Source organism: Halostagnicola alkaliphila (genome assembly GCF_055379965.1).
The window spans coordinates 1615860-1633643 of record NZ_AP043826.1 but is presented as its reverse complement, the minus strand read 5'-3'; the positions used below and the strand labels follow the sequence as shown (position 1 = coordinate 1633643).

Annotated in this window: 19 protein-coding genes; 11 read left to right on the top strand and 8 right to left on the bottom strand. The window is 61.6% G+C overall.

Going from position 1 to position 17784, the window contains the following annotated elements:
* The first annotated feature begins 31 nt into the window (after positions 1–31).
* The 5 genes from ACZ5C7_RS13245 to ACZ5C7_RS13225 all read left to right on the top strand — a co-directional run bounded on the left by ACZ5C7_RS13245 (position 32) and on the right by ACZ5C7_RS13225 (position 4827).
* Positions 32–451, top strand: coding sequence for a universal stress protein (locus tag ACZ5C7_RS13245; RefSeq protein WP_464376773.1), 420 nt, complete (start codon positions 32–34; stop codon positions 449–451).
* A gap of 122 nt (positions 452–573) precedes the next feature.
* Entirely contained in the window at positions 574–3309 is a 2736-nt protein-coding gene (gene leuS, locus ACZ5C7_RS13240) for a leucine--tRNA ligase (protein ID WP_464376772.1), read from the top strand.
* 198 nt (positions 3310–3507) lie between these two features.
* Positions 3508–3780 carry a HalOD1 output domain-containing protein gene (locus ACZ5C7_RS13235; RefSeq protein WP_464376771.1) on the top strand — a complete coding sequence of 91 codons (273 nt, stop codon included), beginning with the start codon at positions 3508–3510 and terminating at the stop codon, positions 3778–3780.
* Between the two features lie 155 nt (positions 3781–3935).
* Positions 3936–4541, top strand: coding sequence for a DUF420 domain-containing protein (locus ACZ5C7_RS13230; RefSeq protein WP_464376770.1), 606 nt, complete (start codon positions 3936–3938; stop codon positions 4539–4541).
* A gap of 127 nt (positions 4542–4668) precedes the next feature.
* The gene (locus ACZ5C7_RS13225; RefSeq protein WP_464376769.1) at positions 4669–4827 is read left to right on the top strand and encodes a hypothetical protein; all 159 of its coding nucleotides are present in this window, start codon (positions 4669–4671) and stop codon (positions 4825–4827) included.
* A 71-nt stretch (positions 4828–4898) separates the two neighbouring features.
* On the opposite strand, the gene ACZ5C7_RS13220 is transcribed toward ACZ5C7_RS13225, so the two are convergent.
* From ACZ5C7_RS13220 to ACZ5C7_RS13210, 3 genes are all read right to left on the bottom strand, one after another.
* The gene (locus tag ACZ5C7_RS13220) at positions 4899–5672 is read right to left on the bottom strand and encodes an ABC transporter permease (RefSeq protein ID WP_464376768.1); all 774 of its coding nucleotides are present in this window, start codon (positions 5670–5672) and stop codon (positions 4899–4901) included.
* Positions 5669–6676 carry an ABC transporter ATP-binding protein gene (locus tag ACZ5C7_RS13215; protein WP_464376767.1) on the bottom strand — a complete coding sequence of 336 codons (1008 nt, stop codon included), beginning with the start codon at positions 6674–6676 and terminating at the stop codon, positions 5669–5671. Before ACZ5C7_RS13215 ends, ACZ5C7_RS13220 begins: the two co-directional genes overlap by 4 nt.
* Before the next feature lie 105 nt (positions 6677–6781).
* Positions 6782–7873, bottom strand: coding sequence for a GAF domain-containing sensor histidine kinase (locus ACZ5C7_RS13210; RefSeq protein WP_464376766.1), 1092 nt, complete (start codon positions 7871–7873; stop codon positions 6782–6784).
* Positions 7874–8070: 197 nt separating this feature from the next.
* Here ACZ5C7_RS13210 and ACZ5C7_RS13205 point away from each other — a divergent pair, with 197 nt between their 5' ends.
* Together ACZ5C7_RS13205 and ACZ5C7_RS13200 are read left to right on the top strand one after the other, a co-directional pair.
* Entirely contained in the window at positions 8071–9027 is a 957-nt protein-coding gene (locus tag ACZ5C7_RS13205; protein WP_464376765.1) for a TIGR03557 family F420-dependent LLM class oxidoreductase, read from the top strand.
* 144 nt (positions 9028–9171) lie between these two features.
* Positions 9172–10170, top strand: a complete 999-nt coding sequence (locus ACZ5C7_RS13200; RefSeq protein WP_464376764.1) for an aldo/keto reductase — start codon at positions 9172–9174, stop codon at positions 10168–10170.
* Positions 10171–10443: 273 nt separating this feature from the next.
* Here the strand turns inward: ACZ5C7_RS13200 and ACZ5C7_RS13195 are convergent, their stop codons facing one another.
* The 5 genes from ACZ5C7_RS13195 to ACZ5C7_RS13175 form a co-directional block, all read right to left on the bottom strand.
* Positions 10444–11100 (bottom strand): phospholipase D family protein, encoded by a 657-nt coding sequence (locus tag ACZ5C7_RS13195; protein WP_464376763.1) that lies wholly within the window; start codon positions 11098–11100, stop codon positions 10444–10446.
* Positions 11101–11206: 106 nt separating this feature from the next.
* Positions 11207–11983: an endonuclease/exonuclease/phosphatase family protein gene (locus ACZ5C7_RS13190; RefSeq protein ID WP_464376762.1), complete on the bottom strand. Its 777-nt coding sequence runs from the start codon at positions 11981–11983 to the stop codon at positions 11207–11209.
* A gap of 174 nt (positions 11984–12157) precedes the next feature.
* On the bottom strand, positions 12158–13579 hold the full coding sequence (locus ACZ5C7_RS13185) for a heme o synthase (RefSeq protein WP_464376761.1): 1422 nt from the start codon (positions 13577–13579) through the stop codon (positions 12158–12160).
* Positions 13580–13717: 138 nt separating this feature from the next.
* The gene (locus ACZ5C7_RS13180; RefSeq protein ID WP_464376760.1) at positions 13718–14014 is read right to left on the bottom strand and encodes a DUF7111 family protein; all 297 of its coding nucleotides are present in this window, start codon (positions 14012–14014) and stop codon (positions 13718–13720) included.
* A complete protein-coding gene (locus ACZ5C7_RS13175; protein ID WP_464376759.1) occupies positions 14011–14154 on the bottom strand; it encodes a hypothetical protein in 144 nt (47 codons plus the stop codon). Before ACZ5C7_RS13175 ends, ACZ5C7_RS13180 begins: the two co-directional genes overlap by 4 nt.
* 42 nt (positions 14155–14196) lie before the next feature.
* Here ACZ5C7_RS13175 and ACZ5C7_RS13170 point away from each other — a divergent pair, with 42 nt between their 5' ends.
* From ACZ5C7_RS13170 to ACZ5C7_RS13155, 4 genes are all read left to right on the top strand, one after another.
* The gene (locus ACZ5C7_RS13170; RefSeq protein WP_464376758.1) at positions 14197–15108 is read left to right on the top strand and encodes a DUF3267 domain-containing protein; all 912 of its coding nucleotides are present in this window, start codon (positions 14197–14199) and stop codon (positions 15106–15108) included.
* Between the two features lie 87 nt (positions 15109–15195).
* Positions 15196–15471, top strand: a complete 276-nt coding sequence (locus tag ACZ5C7_RS13165; protein ID WP_464376757.1) for a PadR family transcriptional regulator — start codon at positions 15196–15198, stop codon at positions 15469–15471.
* 459 nt (positions 15472–15930) lie between these two features.
* Positions 15931–16719, top strand: a complete 789-nt coding sequence (locus ACZ5C7_RS13160; protein ID WP_464376756.1) for a class I fructose-bisphosphate aldolase — start codon at positions 15931–15933, stop codon at positions 16717–16719.
* A gap of 23 nt (positions 16720–16742) precedes the next feature.
* Positions 16743–17666 carry a class 1 fructose-bisphosphatase gene (locus tag ACZ5C7_RS13155; protein ID WP_464378448.1) on the top strand — a complete coding sequence of 308 codons (924 nt, stop codon included), beginning with the start codon at positions 16743–16745 and terminating at the stop codon, positions 17664–17666.
* The last annotated feature ends 118 nt before the right edge of the window (positions 17667–17784 follow it).

The following is a 17784-nucleotide window of genomic DNA, read 5'->3' as shown; positions in this document are numbered from 1 at the left end:
ACTTACGTTCCTCGAGGGCGTGGTTCGACGCATGAGTTCTCGAGTTCTGGTGCCGATGGACGACTCCGAAATGGCGGCGCACGCGCTCGAATACGCCCTCGAGGTCCACCCTAACGCGGAGATCACCGTTCGACACGTCGTCGGCGTTCCGTCGGCGATGTGGGGAGAGGCGACGGGAATTGCCCTTTCGGACGATATCGAGGAGGTAGCAAACGAACACGCCGAAAACGTGTTAGACGGCGCTCGAGAGATTGCCGCCGAACACGACGCGGAAATTAGGACCGACGTCGAACTTGGCCATCCGGTGCGTGCGATTCTCGAGGACGCCGAAGCGTTCGATACGATCGTCATCGGCTCCCACAGCGGGACGCTCTCGGAGCGGCTGTTCGTCGGAAACGTTGCAGAGAAGATCGTTCGCCGGTCTCCCGTTCCTGTCACGGTCGTTCGGTGAGCCAGAAAGGGGGCTAAAGGAAGACGGCGACGAGTGAAACGCCAAACGGGAAGACGGCGTCGTCGAGTGGCGAACAATGATATAGCAGGCACGCCCACGTGGAAACAACGGACCCTTCGATAATGACCAGCCACTACGATCACGCGCAGGTACAGGAGTTCTGGCAGTACGTCTGGGAGCGCGACGACGTGTACGAACTTCCCGAGAACGCGACGGATCCGACCTACGTTCTCGGCATGTTTCCGTACACGTCCGGGACCCTTCACATGGGTCACGTCCGAAATTACGCCATTACGGACGCGTACGCGAGATATCGACGGATGAACGGCGACGACGTGTTGCACCCGATGGGGTGGGACGCGTTCGGTCTTCCGGCCGAAAACGCCGCACACGAACGCGCGAGCGACCCGGAATCCTGGACGCAAGCCTGTATTCGCCGCATGCGCGAGGAACTCGAGTCGATGGGCTTTGGTTACGACTGGTCTCGAGAGATTACGACCTGCGAGCCCGAATACTACCGCTGGAACCAGTGGTTGTTCAAGCGCCTCTACGAGGAAGGACTCGTCGAGTACGAAGCCGCGTCGGTCAACTGGTGTCCCGACTGCGAGACCGTTCTCGCCGACGCACAGGTCGAAGTTCGAGGCGACGAGTACGGACCTGACGACGAACACGAGGGCCATGACGACCCGACGCGCGTCTGCTGGCGGTGTGAAACGCCGGTCGGCCGTCGCGAACTCGATCAGTGGTTTTTCACGATCACCGACTACGCCGAGGAACTCCACGACGGGTTGGATGACCTCGAGGGGTGGCCCGAGGGCGTCAGACAGATTCAGCGAAACTGGATCGGACGACAAGAAGGACAGCGAATCTCGTTCGAAATCGCCGACAGGACTCACAGCGGAGACGGAGACGCCGAGCGCAAGCATCGGTTCGACAGCGTCGACGTATTCAGTACGCGCCCGGAAACCGTCTACGGAGCGACGTACCTGGCGCTCTCACCCGGTCACGAGCTCGCTCGAGCGATCGCAGAGACCGACGACGCGGTCGCGGCGTACGTCGAGGACGCTCGCGAACGCGAACCCGGTGATGTCGGATACGACGGCGTACAAACCGACCTGACCGCCGTCCATCCGCTCACGGACGAGAAGTTGCCGGTCTACGTCGCCAGCTACGTCCTGAAAGACGTCGGTACGGGGGCCATCATGGGCGTCCCCGGGCACAACGAACGCGATCACGAGTTCGCACGGGAACAAGACGTTGCTCTCGAGAGCGTAATCGCCCCCGGCGACAAGGAAACGGACGACGAGGGAGGCGACACCGAATCGACGCTCTACACTGGTGAAGGAACGATCACCCACGGCGGCGAGTACGAGGGCCTCGAGACGGAACTCGTTCGAGAACGACTGCCGGACGACCACGACGTATTCGAGGAGGACGTGACCTACCGCCTTCGAGACTGGCTGATTTCACGCCAGCGCTACTGGGGGACGCCGATTCCGGTCGTCCACTGTGAGGACTGCGGACACGTTCTCGTTCCGGACGACGAGTTGCCGGTCGAACTGCCGGAGTTCGTCCGAACGACCGGCAACCCGCTCGAGGCACAGGAGTCGTTCCTCGAGACGACGTGTCCGGACTGCGGTGGACCCGCGCGACGGGAAACGGACACGATGGACACGTTCGTCGACTCCTCGTGGTACTTCCTGCGCTTTCTCTCGCCCGACGTCGACGACGCGCCGTTCGACGCCGAACTCGCCGACCAGTGGATGCCGATCGATTTCTACGTCGGCGGCGACGAACACGCCATTTTGCACCTCCTGTACATCCGGTTTTTCACGCGAGCGCTCGCCGACATGGACATGCTCGAGATCCAGGAACCCGTCGAACGGCTCATTAGCCAGGGAACGGTGCTCTACGACGGAGAAAAGATGTCGAGTTCCAAGGGCAACGTCGTCGCTCCGCAGGAGTACGGCGCGGAGACGACGCGCCTGTTCGTGCTCGCGGCGGCCCACCCCGAACAGGACTTCGAGTGGACGGCAAACGACGTGCGGGGGGTCTACGACCTCCAGCAGTCGCTGTACGGGATGGCCGCGGCGTTCATCGACGAGACGACCACTCGGGTCGAACGGACGACTCACGACGAGTACGTCGATCGGGAAATCGATCGAACGATCGCCGCGGTAACAGACGAGTACGAACGGTTCCGGTTCCACCGAGCGGTGACGGAGATTCAGGGTCTCGCTCGGTTACTCCGTCGATACCGAGGGTACGACACGCCACAGGAGGACATCTATCGACGCGGATTGTTGACGCTCGCGGCGCTGATCGCTCCGATGGCCCCCCACCTCGGTGAGGAACTGTGGAACAAGCTCCGCGGCGACGGACTCGTCGTCGAAGCCGACTGGCCGGAACCCGAAAGCGACGTCAGCGACGCCCAACGCGAGCGTCGGCTCGTCGAAACCACGCTCGAGGACGTCCGCGATATCGTCGATGTCGCGGAGATCGAGGCACCCGAACGGATCGAACTGGTCGTCGCGGAGCCCTGGAAGTACCGGGCTGGTGAAATCGTCGCCGCGACACCGGTCGAGGGTCGCAACGAGGACGTGGTCGAACGCCTGCTGGCCGACGATGCGATCGAGGGAGAGGAGGATGCAATCTCGACGTTCGTCTCCGACCTCACGCAACGGCGAGGAGAGATGGATCCGATAACCGACGGCGCGCACGAACGCACCCTTCTCGAGCGCTCGAGGTGGTTACTCGAGGACGAATTCGGGGCAGACGTAACGGTAACGCAGGCGACTGAAACGAGCGAGCTCGCCGAGAAGGCAAAGCCCGGAAAGCCGGCAATACATATAAAATAATAAATATATTGATCTGCATACCGCCCACAAAAATTTCATATATCATATATAAATGGGGTTCGAAGTGATTTAGCCTCCGTATTAGCTGGTCATTTTTATGTTTTCGCGGGTTTTTCGTTTATTGAACAAATCAGTTATAGAGAACAATTAAGACAGAAGGACAGTTTTATTTCATCGGATTGGGGAATGTCTGACAGGATGGCGAATGGCGGAGACACGGTCGATACGTCGATTCGAACAGGAATGAGCCAAGCGGTCGTCGAGGCGGTCGCGAACGCAGAGGAAGTTCCTCCCGCGGAGTTGTGCCCGCCGGAGTACGAGCCGTTACACGCTGTTATCGATCCCGAGGCGCTCGATGCACTTTTCGCCCCGCGAAGTAACGGTGGTCCACGACCGGGGGGAACGGTTACGTTTACCTACTGCGGCTACGATATCACGATCGAAAGCGACAGAACCGTCCACCTTAGCTGAGACGAACCTCTGTGTCTCGCTCCCAGTTCGTTTTCGATGCCTCCGACTGGCGTTCACTCCTTTCGATTGATCGGTGTATCGTTGCTTTCGGGCAGTCGACTCGTTTCGCTTCCGAAAAAGCAAGACAGATACCCGACCTATCCCAAGAACCAGCTATGGCTATCGCGGATCCAAGACAACGGCTCCGAGAGCGTCCCCTCGGAATAACGATCTTCCTCTCAATAATCGGCTACGCACTGGTTATCGGAACCTTCGTCCTCGAGTTGCCGATCTACCCCGATTTGACTAACGCGCAGGTTAACGTCTTCACCCATGCTATCGCGGCTATCAATGCGGTAACGACGGTGTTGCTCGTTCTCGGCTGGTACTGGATTCGAGCGGGAGCGGTCGAGAAACACCGCCGTGCGATGATCGGCGCATTCGCGACGATTCTCCTCTTTTTGGTCGTCTACCTCATCCGGGTCGGCGGCGGCGGAACGAAAGAGTTCGTCGGGGGAGCGATGGTTCGCAACGCCTATCTGCTCATGCTCGCGATTCACATCGTCCTCTCGATCGTCGCCGTTCCGGTCGTCCTCTACGCGTTGATCCTCGGCCTGACTCACACGCCGTCGGAGCTCCGACAGACGGCCCACGCTCGAGTCGGGCGCATCGCCGCGGGATCGTGGATCCTCAGTCTCGTACTCGGGATCGTCACGTACCTCATGCTCAACCACATCTACGACTACGAGTTCCCGTCGATGCTCGTTCCGGGCGTTTTCTAACGCTCGAGGACCGACCTGAGCTTGGACTATCCGCTTCCTTTTCTCGGCGCGAGATGCGGGTTGTAAAACGGGAGACACCTCTCGGAAGGAGAGACACTTATTCAGTGAGAGGGAGTACAGATCGAACATGGTCGAAGAGAAAACCGGAAGCAAAATCCGAAACACGACCGGGTCGGGTATCGCTATCGGGATAGCACTCGGCGTCTCGATCGGCGTCATGACGGACAATCTCGCGCTGTGGATCGGAGTCGGGCTGGCGATCGGTGTGGCTCTCGATGCGCGGTAACGACGGAGCAACGCAAAACAGGAGACACACCGATCGACTCGAGTCCTCGGACGCAGTCTGGGCGGGTTCGTTCAATCCGTTCGCGGGATCGATCTGGCACCGAGCGCGAAGGTGACGACGGCGAGCACCGCGAGAACTCCGAGATTGGCGAACGCCGGATCCACGCCGAACACCGCCGGCGTTCCCGCGTCGGGATACGTCGCCGCACGGATTCCGCGGGAGAAGTACGTCAGCGGCGAGAGGTTTACGAGCGGCTCGAACCAGCCGGGAAGTTGCTCGAGTGCGATGAAGGTCTCCGAAAGGAAAAGGAGCGGAAGCCCGATAGCGTTGCTCGCGGCGACCGCCCCGTCCTGGGAATCGGTGTAACTGCCGAGCATGGCCCCGATTCCGCAGAAACAGACGACCCCGACGAGGATGTAGGCCACGACCAGCGGGGAGAACACGATCTCCGCACCCGTCAGGGCGACGACGAGCACGAGGATCAACAGGCTGGCAAGCGCGATGATAGCGGCGTTGACGACCGTCTGGCCGAGCAGCCACTCCCCTCGAGTGACCGGCGTCGTCGCGAGCTTTTCGAAGCGGTTGCCCTCGCGGTGGCGAGCGACTTCGCTCCCGAGCCGCGAGAACGGCGTAAAGAGAACGACGACGGCGAGATAACCCGGAACGTAGTACGCCGCGGGTTCCGCGAACAGTCCGCCGCCGGTGGGGTCGGTCTGGATCAGCGCGCCGAAGATGGCGATCAGGATCACCGGGAAGAAAAACGTGAAGAAAACGGCGGTTCGGCGTCTAACGAACGACCGCCAGCCCGCGCTCGTCTGTGCGCGGATTCGGCCGAGTCGGCTCATCGACTCCCCTCCGCGTTCGCTTCCTGTATCGGTTCTTGCTCGTCGAGTACTGATCCATCTCCCTCGAGCGAACCCGTCCGCCCTGTTCGCGCGCGTTCCCCGTCCTCGGCGAGTTCGAGATAGACCGTCTCCAGATCGGGTTCGGCCCACGAGATGCTCGTGTACTCGACCCCTTCGTCCTCGAGAACGTCGACGAGAGAGCCGATATTCGCCGGCGAGACATCCTCGAAAACGAGGGAACCGTCTCGAGTCTCGACTGGGTACTCGAGATCGGCGAGCGTACCGCTTTGGGCGACCTCCTCGAGATCCGTTTCTACGGTCGGCTCGACGGTGAGACGACTCGAGCCGCCGTGTTCGTCGACGAGCGCGGTCGGCGTTCCGGACGCGATAAGCGAGCCCTCCGCGAGCAGACCGACCCTGTCGGCGAGCCGTTCGGCTTCGGCCATATCGTGGGTGGTCAGGAGGACCGTCGTGCCGCCCGCCGCGAGGTCTTCGATCAATCGCCAGACTGTCCGTCGCCCGGCCGGGTCGATTCCGGTCGTCGGTTCGTCCAGAAAGAGAACGTCGGGGTCGTTGACCAGCGCACTGCCGACGCAAACGCGACGCTTCTGTCCGCCCGAGAGGTTCTCGTACCACGTGTCACCGGCCTCGACCAGCCCTACGTCGGCGAGGACGGTCTCCGGATCGTGCGACTCGTCGTAGAGTCCGGCGTAGTACTCGAGCAGTTCTCGAGCGGTGAGTCGCGCCGGCGGCGAGAACTCCTGGGGAAGGACGCCGAGTCGGTTCCGGTCGACGGCCGTCGGCGATTCGTCTAACAGTGTAGCGGTTCCCGAGTCCGGAACCGTCGTTCCGGTGAGCGCGCGAACGAGCGTCGTCTTCCCGGCCCCGTTCGGTCCGATGAGAGCGAATACCTCGCCGTCATCGACCGTCAAGGAAACCTCCGCTAGGGCGACGGTCTCGCCGTACGTCTTGTGGAGCTCCGCAGCCTCGACTACGGCATTCATATGAGGGAATATCAAGCGGCTCCGGGTAAGGTGTTCGATTCGACTGCTCGTGACCGCCGGTGCTCGAGCCCTGCGACGGCGACTCTCCGACCAGAACCGCTCGAATCAGTCGAGCAATTGGTCGGTTACGATCACATCGCCGATATCGAACCGGGCACCGCCGTCACTCTCCTCCGATATCGAAATACGCCATTCGTGGGCCATCACAACGCCGGAGACGATCGATAGTCCGAGTCCGATGCCATCCGTACCAGTCGAATACCCGGTTTCGAACACCGATTCTCGGGCGTCTCGTGGAATCCCCGGTCCATCGTCCTCCACGTAGAATCCCGTTCCGTCCTCGAGGGGGCCAACACGAACGGTGACATCGCTGCTCCCGTGTTCGACCGCGTTTCGAAAGAGATTCTCGAATAGCCGCTTGACGCGAGTGGTGTCCCCGCGAAAGGTGAGTTCGTCCTTGACGACGAGTTCCGCGTCTGGCGTTTCGACCGACTTCCAACACGTGGTAGTTAGCTGTTGCAGTGTCAGCTCCTCCGTTTTCTCGATCGCTCTCCCCTGGCGTACCATCGTGAGTACGTCCGAGATGAGGTCGTCCATCCGGTTGAGTCCGTCCGAGGCGATTGATAGGTGTTCACTATCTCGGGTTTCGCGTTCGAGTTCGACCCGCCCCTGTGCCACGTTGAGAGGGTTGCGAAGATCGTGCGAGAGAACGCCTGCGAACTGTTCGACGTGTGCGAGTTTGTCCGCCGTTCGCTTGTGTTTCAGTTCGTGCTCGAGCAGCCGTGAGATGAGTTCGGCGAACGTGGTTTCTTCGGCCGAGAACGGCTCTTCGCGGGGTGTTTCCGAGACGAAACAGACCGTCCCGTAGGTTTCGTCGTCGATGCTGATCGTGGTACCGTGATAGCAGTGCAGTTCGTGGGTTTCAAATGCGGGGTCGTCACTCCACCCCTGATTCGGGGCGTCGTGCAACGCGATAGGGTCTTCCTGAGTCGTCGTACGCCGACAGTACGTCGTTTGAAGATCGACAACGAGTCCCGCGGGAAAGGGCCCATCCGGCGGATCCGTGCTCGCGATGGCCTTCCAATAGTTGCTCTGCGGGTCGATTTTGGCCAGATGACCATTATCGACGTTCAGGTATTCTTCTCCGATAGCGAGTGCTCGTCGGGCTTTCTCTTCGAACGAGCGGTCCGCTTTCATAGCTTCATAAAGATCGGAGCGAGCCTCATCGGAATCCAGATTTGTACAAGACATTCCGCTTGATAATAGACATACTGGTCGGATTTCATATATAAGTATTGCCCGCGAGAGACCGCTCGACCGACTCCTATTTCGTCGGATCGCCCTTTCCGTTGCAGGGCCAACCATCAGAAGCGCGTTCGTGATAGCCTTGGGGTATGGTCGAACTCGGATTCACGCTCTCGAGCGAGGAACACGGGCCGAACGAACTCGTCGACTACGGCGTCCGCGCGGAGGAAGTCGGTTTCGACTTCCTCTCCGTCTCGGATCACTTCCACCCGTGGGTCTCCGCACAGGGCGAGTCGCCGTTCGTCTGGTCGGTTCTCGCCGGTCTCGCCAGTCAGACCGACGAGATCGGGATCGGCGTCGGCGTCACCTGTCCGACGATTCGAATTCACCCGGTCAACGTCGCCCACGCCGTCGCGACGACGGACGTCATGGCCGACGGCCGGTTCACCTTCGGCGTCGGAACGGGCGAGAACTTAAACGAGCACGTGACGGGCGAGAAGTGGCCCGAACACGACGTTCGCCTCGAGATGCTCTCCGAGTCGATGGAACTGATGCGCGACCTCTGGGACGGGGAGAACACGAGCCACCACGGCGAGTACTACACGGCGGAGAACGCTCGACTCTACACGATACCCGAGGAAATTCCGGAGATCGTCGTCTCCGCGTTCGGCCCGCAGACTGCGAAAATGGCCGGCGAGGAGGGTGACGGCCTCTGGTGTTCGGGCCCGAAAGGGGAGGTCGTCGAGGCCTACGAAGACGCCGGCGGCGAGGGGCCGAAGTACACGCAACTTCACTGCTGTTACGCCGAGAGCGAAGACGAGGCGATCGACACCGTCCACGAACTTTGGCCGAACGGGTTCATCCCCGGCGAACTCGGGCAAGAACTGCCAACGCCGGCGCACTTCCAGCAGGCGGCGACGATGGTCGACCGCGAAGACGTCGCCGAAGGATCGACCGTCACCGACTCGGACCCCCAAACCCACATCGACAGCATCGAGCAGGCGATCGACGCCGGTTACGACCACGTCTACGTCCACCAGATCGGGCCCGAACAGGAGAAAGCCCTCGAGTTCTACGAGGAGGAAGTGTTGCCGTCGTTCCGGTAGCTGTTGGTGATCTACCACGGCGTGTAAACTCGTTTCGGTAGCGCGAACTACCGACAGCGCCCAGCCGGCCGGAACGACAATCGGTCGTCCCCGCACATTACCGCTCCCCAATCCGTTTTAGCGCTCGCCGCCATACCGGGAGCCATGGAGTACACGACGCTCGGGAATACGGGAACGACAGTCTCGAAACTGTGTTACGGAACCTGGCGATTCGGACGGGAAACCGGCGGCGTGACCGAAACCGACCGCTCGGAAGCACACGACCTCCTCGACGCCTGCAGGGACAACGGCATCAACTTCATCGACACGGCGAACGTCTACGGCGACCCAAACGGCACGAGCGAGGAGTGGATCGGCGAGTGGCTCGAGAACCACTCCCGGGAGGACTACGTCGTCGCCTCGAAGGTCTACTTCCCGTTCGACGGCTGGGGCGAGCCCGGACCGAACGATTCCGGCCTCGGACGCAAACACATTCGGGCGCAGATCGAGGGGACGCTCGACCGCCTGGGGACCGACTATCTCGACCTCTACTACATCCACCGCTGGGACGAGGACACGCCGATCCGAGAGACCCTCGAGACGCTGACGGACCTCGTGCGCGAGGGGAAGGTGAACTATCTCGGGGCCTCAAGCATGGCCGCCTGGCAGCTCACGAAGGCGCTGTGGACCAGCGACGTCGAGGGACTCGGACGGTTTGACGTCACTCAGCCGATGGTCAACGCGGCTCAGTACGACACCGTCTCGGACTACCTCGAGGTCTGTGCAGATCAGGACCTCGCGGTCTGTCCGTACTCCCCGCTCGGCGGCGGCTTCCTCACCGGCAAGTACGACAGAGCTGAGGACGGATCCGTCATCGCCCCCGACGGATCGCGGGGCAGTCTCGACGACATGTTCGACGACTACTACGCCACCGAGCAGGCGTGGGACGTGCTCGAGGCCGTCGAGAGCGTCGCCGACGAGGTCGACGCCACGCCGGCGCAGGTCTCCCTGCGATGGCTCATGGATCAATCAGCGTTCGACTGCGTTCCGATCGTCGGCGCGCGCTCGCCGGACCAACTCGAGGAGAACGTCGGCGCGGTCGAGGTCGAACTGAGTGACGAACAGTTCGATCGGATCGACGAGGCGCGTACTTCGAACGAGTGAGGCCCTCTGCGCTCGATGGTTCCTCGCTGTCTCAATTCAGCTAAAGGAGAGTCGCGCACTCGTCGTTCTTCTATAGTAGCCCTAAAAGCCACTGACGGGATGAAAGCCTGCTGTTATCGTTGGTGGCATGAATTTCCACACCGCTTACGGATCAGTTCGTGACCGAAGACCTCGCACGGCTCCGAGTCGCGTCTCGCTGTTCGATCGACAGGCTCCGCGTCCGGCCATCGCACGTCGTTTGCTCGGTCTACGGGATGACGAGAGCGACGCGATTTAGACGAAGCGAAACGCGGCCGCGAGCATCACGACGAGTATCAGTACCGGAACGACCCGGAGCGCGACGTTGCGCATCGGGAGCAACCGCGCCTTGTTCGACCAGTTGACGAACGAGCTGCCGATCTGGACCGGGCTAAAGAGATCGCGCCGGCGCAGCGGCTTCGACCGCGACTCGAGTCGCTCGACCCACTCGAGGAAGGGCTTCAGATCGGGGTGGTCGGTACTCGGTCGTGCCAGTTCGACGTTGAGTTCGATATTGTACTCGAACGCGACTTGCGTGATGTTCCCGGAGCCGACGATGCACTGCGGATCCGGGCCGTCGCGGAAGTAGATCTTCGCGTGGAGTCCGTGCGGTTGCTTGTAGAGCCGTACTTGATCGCGGTCATCGAGCGACCAGAGGTCGTGGGCGATCCGCGCCGAGAACTGATCGGACGCGGGACCGACGATCGCGATCAGTTCGTTGTCCCGAGAGCGCTCGAGAAACGAAACGATCTCGTCTCGAATCGAGCGATACCCCTGATAGGTAAAGTAGCCGCTGACGAGGTAGATCGTTCCGTCGCCGGTGAACAGGTCGGAGAGGGCTTCCTGAAACCGGCGGTCGGACGAGTCCGTGTCCAGCAGTCCGACGGTCGGTTCGGCTTCGATCGTGGTCACTCTCGATAGCTCTCCCGTCAGTGGTATTGAATTATCGGTATCGTTCTCGCACCCTCGAGTAGCAGGACATCTCGAGAGTGTTCCCCCATGCCTCGAGTGAGGGATCTCAGCGGCCGGTTTCGAGCACTATCGGTCGATGATCGGACAGTTGGACGTCGAGGACATCGCACCGACGTACGTCGAGCGTCGGCGAACAACAGAACAGATCGAGACTGCGCGAGTCGACGAACAGGTCGTCGAACGGCCGCGATGGAACAGTCTCACCGGGGATTCGAAGCTCGAGTCCGGTTCGGTCGATGAAATCGGCCAGCGCCCCGTTCTCGGCGAACGTGTTGAAATCGCCGGTGACGACGACGTTCCGACCGTTTACCCGTCGATCGACCAGCTCCGCGAGTTGGCTGAGCTGGCGCGATCTGCTTCGTGCACCCAACGAGAGGTGGACCGCAAACAGCACCGTTTCGCCGAGGTCGACTTCGATGACGAGTCGTTTCCGGCCTGCGGTGAGGTAGTGTGACGTCACCGACGAGTCGAACCGTGAGAGCACCGCGTTGCCGAGGTGGCTGTAGAACGGCAACGACTCGACGAGCGTTCCATCTCCGTACTTGTTCGCGGCGGCACCCGTGTAGGTCAGGTCCCGCTCCCGGAGCGACTCGACGAGCGTCCGAAACTGGCCGTCAGTGGCCGTCCGGTGAGACCCCTGGTCGACCTCGAGCAGCGAGACCACGTCCGGACGCTCCTTGTCGATGACCGACGCGAGCTGCTCGAGTTTCTGTCGTTCGACCTCGCTGTCGCCGAGCATCGAAGTCATCGGCGGAGGGACGTACCCCCCGAGGACGTTCTGGTATCCGAGCAGGTAGCCGGCGTTACAGGTGAGGATCTTCATGCGAGACGACTGGCCGAGGGCCAGGTATCACGCATTAGCACCGAATCGATATGAGCGTTTCAGTTTCACCGACTTTCACCCGGCGTAGCCGACTCAACAGAGGCGACCCAAATTGGAGTATCGTTCGTCGCCGACGTACGTGACGTCGAACCGGGCCGAGTCGGCCCGACAGGCTCAGATGACGAGCGCGTCGACGAGGACGGCGACGAGCACCGCACCGAGGAAGGCGTTCGACGCGTGGAACGAGCGAAACGCGGCGGCCTCGGTCTGCTCGAAGTGGAGCCTGACCGCGGTCCAGAGGAAGATCCCGCCGAAGATCGCGACGGTCGCTGCGTACAACGCGCCGAGGTCTGTAATCCAGGCGAGACCGACCGTTCCGACGAGGGTCGCGGCGATGTAGTAGAGAATGTGTTTTCGAGTCACCGTCTCGCCCCGGACCACGGGCATCATGGGAAAGCCGCCTCGAGCGTAGTCGTCGCGGTAGGCGAGCGCGAGGTTGTAGAAGTGTGCAGGCGTCCAGAGGAAGATGACGCCGGCCAGTGCGAGTGCCGGCATCCCGATTTCGTTCGTGACGGCGGCCCAGCCGATGAGCGCCGGGAGCGCGCCGGCTAACCCGCCCCAAACGGTGTTCTGGACCGTGTTGGGTTTCAAAAGCAGCGTGTAGACGACGCTGTAAAAGAGGATGGCAGCGAGTCCGAGCGCCGCCGCGAGCGCGTTGATCGTGAGGAAGACGCCCAACGACGCCGCGGTCAAGAACGCACCGAAGACCAGCGCTTTCCAGACCGGAATCAGATCGGTGGCGAGCGGGCGATCCGCCGTTCGAGACATCTTTTGATCGATGTCGCGCTCTAAGACGTGGTTGAACGTCCCGGACGCACCGATCGCGAGCACGCCGCCGCCGAGGGTCGCAACGATCGTCGGGGTCTCGAGGTTCGGGCCGGCGGCGAGTGCCATCCCCGCCGCGGCGACGAGACAGAGCAGCCACATCAGCCGCGGCTTCATCATTTTGAAGTACGCGAAGGCGGTGAGACGGGCCCGTGCGAGTCCGCCGGTCGGAAGCGGTCGTTGTGGAGCCGGCTCGGTCTCGATCGGGTCCGGTTCCGGCGGCGATTCGATCTCGTCGTTCTCGCTTCCCGTGGTGAACTCGAGGTCCCATGCGAGCGCGAGGATGACGATCGAGAAGATGGCGATCCCGAGTCCGAGGTGGAGTCCCGGAGCGAGGGCGGCGGGACCGACGGTCGCCGTGACGGCACCCACGCCGACCTGGATCGCGTACAGAACCAGCGAGACGATGAGCGCAGCCGTAACGCGGCTCGAGGCCGATCCGAACACGGCAGCGAAGACGGTCAGTGCGGCCAGCCCGCCGACGACGACGGCTGCGAGCCGGTGGCCCCAGACGATTGCGAGTTCGGTCTGGCTCACCGGATCGACGGGGGGACTACACAGCGGCCACGTCGAACACGCCGTCGTCGCGTTCGTAATTGAAGTCGTGGCACCGATAATCAAGAGTAGGTACACGCCGAGTGCAGTCCCTGCTAACAGTGCCGAGAACCGTCGTTGCGTGCCGATTGGCCAGGGATAGGACTCAGATGCCACGGTATCGTTATCTCGAAATTCGACTCTGTGTACTTATGCGTCCCGCTTTCCGGCATTCGGAGGCGACGAACCGCTCTTCCGGGCGAACATGTTCTGTCGAGGACGTGGTCGTCTCACTGATTCGATACCGCCGACCAGTTACATCCCCATATCGGCCGCCGCATCCGGAACCGGTAACTCGTGTGGCGGGACCTCGAGCAGTTCTCCGACGTGGTCAAGCGCCATATCGAAGCCGTAGTAGCGCTCGAGTTCGTCGCCGTCGGCGGTCGGGCGGACTTTCAACATGGCGTACCCCTCCCGATTCTGGGCGATTGCCGCCGTTGTCTGACCACCGCTGGGTTTCTCGGTGGCGAACTCGAGGAGACGCTCCGTCTCGGTTTCGCGGTAGGTCGCAGTGATCGCGTCGCTCGTTTCCGTTCGCTCGTCGTCGGTCATACGCTGTCTCTGCGGTCGACGAACGGAAGGCTATCGGTTTCGTCGAGCGATCGGCGGGAGCGTGAGCTGCCGAGGCGGACCGCGATCGCTCGACCAGCGGCCGAAATGACGCGATCGACTTCCTTCCGCTGGATCGACATCGCTTTGTCACTTCACTCGGGAGTGCCCGTCGTGACCTCGCAGTGAGCGCCGACGATTCAGCCGAGCACCTGCGCCCGCTCGAGACGTTTCGAGTCACACGAACTGTGGCGGTTCAGTGGGTCGCCGTCTCGAGCGTCGGCTTTTTCGCGTTCGCGTACCTCTTCGCCGAGGTTCTCGCGCGGATTCGGGGGGAGTCACTCGAGCCGATCGTCCTTCCGATCGCGTCCCAACCCGCGACGCTCGGCTGGCTCGTCGTCTTCGGGGTTCTGGTCGCGCTCGTCATCGCACTCCACGAGACGATCCACGGACTGGTGATGGCCCACTACGGCGGGGACCCCGCCTACGGCGTCGGCGTCTCGTACTTTGTCGTCCCGTACGCCTACACGAATTCGGCCGGCGGCTACACTCGAAATCAGATGCTCGCGATCTTGCTCGCGCCGTTCGTGGCTATCTCCGTCCTCGGCGTCCTGACGATGACCGTCTATCCGTCGACGATACTCGTCGTCGTTCTGGCGGCCAACGCCGCGGGCTCGATCGGAGATCTCTGGATGGCCGCCGTCCTCGTTCAGTTTCCGTCGACCGTTCACGTCGGTCCGATGCCGGACCGCTCGCCAGATGGGCAGGGAATCGGCATATACGGCGCGAGCGAAACCCTACCTCGTCGGAAATTCGGTTCAAAACTGTTGTCGACGTTTTTCGCCGGAACGGTCGCGACGTTCGTCGTCCTCGTCGCCGGGATCGGCGGTGTAGTACTACTCTCGCTGGCCGTCGGTACCGGGACCGTGGTCATCGGCGATCCCGACGGTCGCTGGTTCCTCTTCAGCCACGAGGTCGTCCGCGCCAGTGAGATGGTACTCCTCGAGGTCGGTACTCGTCCGCTGGTATCGATTTCGCTCCTCGGCGGGCTCTGCTGGTCGATCGTAATCGGTTGCCGCCGACTGCTGTCCGGTTGACCGCTCAGGAGGCCGCCGCCGAGCAAACGCATCCGTCCGGTGTCCCGAAACCGTAACGTTCGAGCACCCCCGTCGACGACTGACCCCATGACGAAGTGGCTTCAAAGCGGGCGGCGTCGAGACATCTGCTACCTGCTCGCTGCCAACGAAGAGCTTCGCAGCCAGCAGCTCAAATCCGAACTCGAAACCCACTACGACGACCGGCTCGAGCCGAAATCGTTCTACGGGACGCTGTCGGCGCTGGTCGACGCGGGACTGCTCGAAACGCGTACGGAGGGGCTCTACGACGTGTACGCGTTGACCGACGCGGGAGAGAAGCGACTCGAGGATCACTATCGGTGGGTTCAAACCTGTCTCGAGTAAGCCTGTTGTCGGACTCGTCGGCCCGGAGCTCACCGAATTTCGTAACTCACGATTTCACCGCAATCACACTCCGGACAGTCCGTAACGGTCGAACTCACTGTGGTTCCGCATCGTCGACACTCGTCGATAACTGTGGGCCTCGACCGCTGAAACAGGACCGATTTGATTACGCGTTTCATGCTCCCTTCCCCCGCACAACTGGTTTGTGCATACGCGGAACCACTGGTATGACAGAGATTGTTATTGTCTTACTACCACGAAAGTCACGAACTCTAATATATCATTTACGGTGTATTTTTGCCGCATATTCGCGTATCGAAAGAGCGGCTACTCGGCGTATTGCCTGCCACACTCAAACGCGAAAATCAGCACTTTGAGAGCATATTTACTACAAAATAGAATAATTTCGAACGGGAGGACCATCAGAGATTTATAGCGGCCTGTTGGACCACCAATTAGATGATACCGATCGACGATTCTCCGATCGTCCGCGATGGCAAGTCACTGATCCTGGCGATGGACCACGGGCTCGAACACGGTCCGGTCGACTTCGAGGATGTACCGGAGAAGCTCGACCCCGCCACCGTTTTCGAGACCGCGACACACGACGCCGTGACCGCGATGGCGGTCCAGAAGGGTATCGCAGAGGGGTACTACCCGAGCTACGAGGACGACGTTAATCTCCTGTTGAAGTTAAACGGCACCTCGAACCTCTGGATGGGCGAACCCGACTCGCCGGTCAACTGCTCGGTCGACTACGCCGCCGAACTCGGTGCCGACGCGGTCGGGTTCACGGTCTACAGCGGTTCGAACCACGAAGTCGAGATGTTCGAAGAGTTCCGAGACGCGCAGGAAAGCGCCCGCGAACACGACCTCCCCGTCGTCATGTGGTCGTACCCGCGCGGACAGGGGCTCAAAAACGACACCAAACCCGGCACGATATCCTATGCGACCCGTATCGCCCTCGAAGTCGGCGCGGACATCGCGAAGGTGAAGTATCCCGGTAGTCCCGAAGCCATGGCACACGCCTGCAAAGCCGCGGGCGACATGAACGTCGTCATGAGCGGCGGTTCGAAAACGTCCGATTACGAGTTCCTCTCGACGGTCGAAGCCGCCGTCAACGCCGGCTGTACCGGATTGGCGGTCGGCCGAAACGTCTGGCAACGCGAGGACCCGACGAAGCTGCTCGATGCCCTCGAGAAGGTCATCTACGAAGAGGCAACTGCAGACGCCGCACTCGAGGAATGACCGACGAAATCTCCGATTCCGGTATGAACCCCGATTCCGGCACCTCCGCCTCCGGGCTCGAGCCCGTCGTCGACGAGGTCGTTTCGACGATCGCTCGAACGTCGGCCGAAATTCGGCAGGGCCTCGTCGGTCGACGCGAGAAAGCCGAGGGAGAAAATCCAAGCGGCGAGAGCCAGGCCGAAGCCGACGTTTACGCTGACGAGTTGCTCGCCGATCGACTCGCGTCGATCGAAGGTGTCGGCGAGTACGCGAGCGAGGAACGACAGGAGTGTCTCGACTGCGGTCCGACACCCGGATCCGACAGTACCTCCGACGATAGCGGCCAGTCCAGCCAAGCGGTCGCTGTCGCCGTCGATCCGCTCGACGGGTCGTCGAACCTCTCGTCGAACAACGCAATGGGGACCGTCTTCGGCGTCTACGAGGCTTCGCTTCCGGCTGCCGGCCGCGATCTCGTCGCCGCGGGCTACGTGCTCTACGGTCCCATCACGACAATGATCGTCGCCGACGAGACCGGCGTCACCGACTACGAACTCACGGGTGGGGAACGCACGGTCGTTCGCGAAAACGTGACGCTTCCGGACGAACCGGTCGTTTACGGGTTCGGCGGCCGCGTTCCCGACTGGCCGGCGGACTTCCACGAGTACGCCAGATCGATCGAAACCGAACTTAAACTCCGCTACGGCGGCGCGATGATCGCCGATGTCAATCAGGTACTGACCTACGGCGGCGTCTTCGCCTACCCTGGTCTGGAGTCCCGTTCGGAAGGAAAACTCAGGCTGCAGTTCGAAGGAAACCCTATCGGCTACATCGTCGAACAGGCGGGTGGCAGTTCCTCGACCGGCGACCGATCCATTCTCGATGTCGAACCGGACGCTCTCCACGACAGAACGCCGGTTCACGTGGGCAACGACGACCTGATCAATCGACTCGAGTCCGCTCTCGAGTAATACGGACCGCTGTAATTCAATGTCGGTACGGCCGCGATTCGTCCATGCGGTTGCAACGGTTGACTCGCTTCGCTCCTCCACCGAGACTCGTCTCACACGGTTCGACTCACCGCCGGGA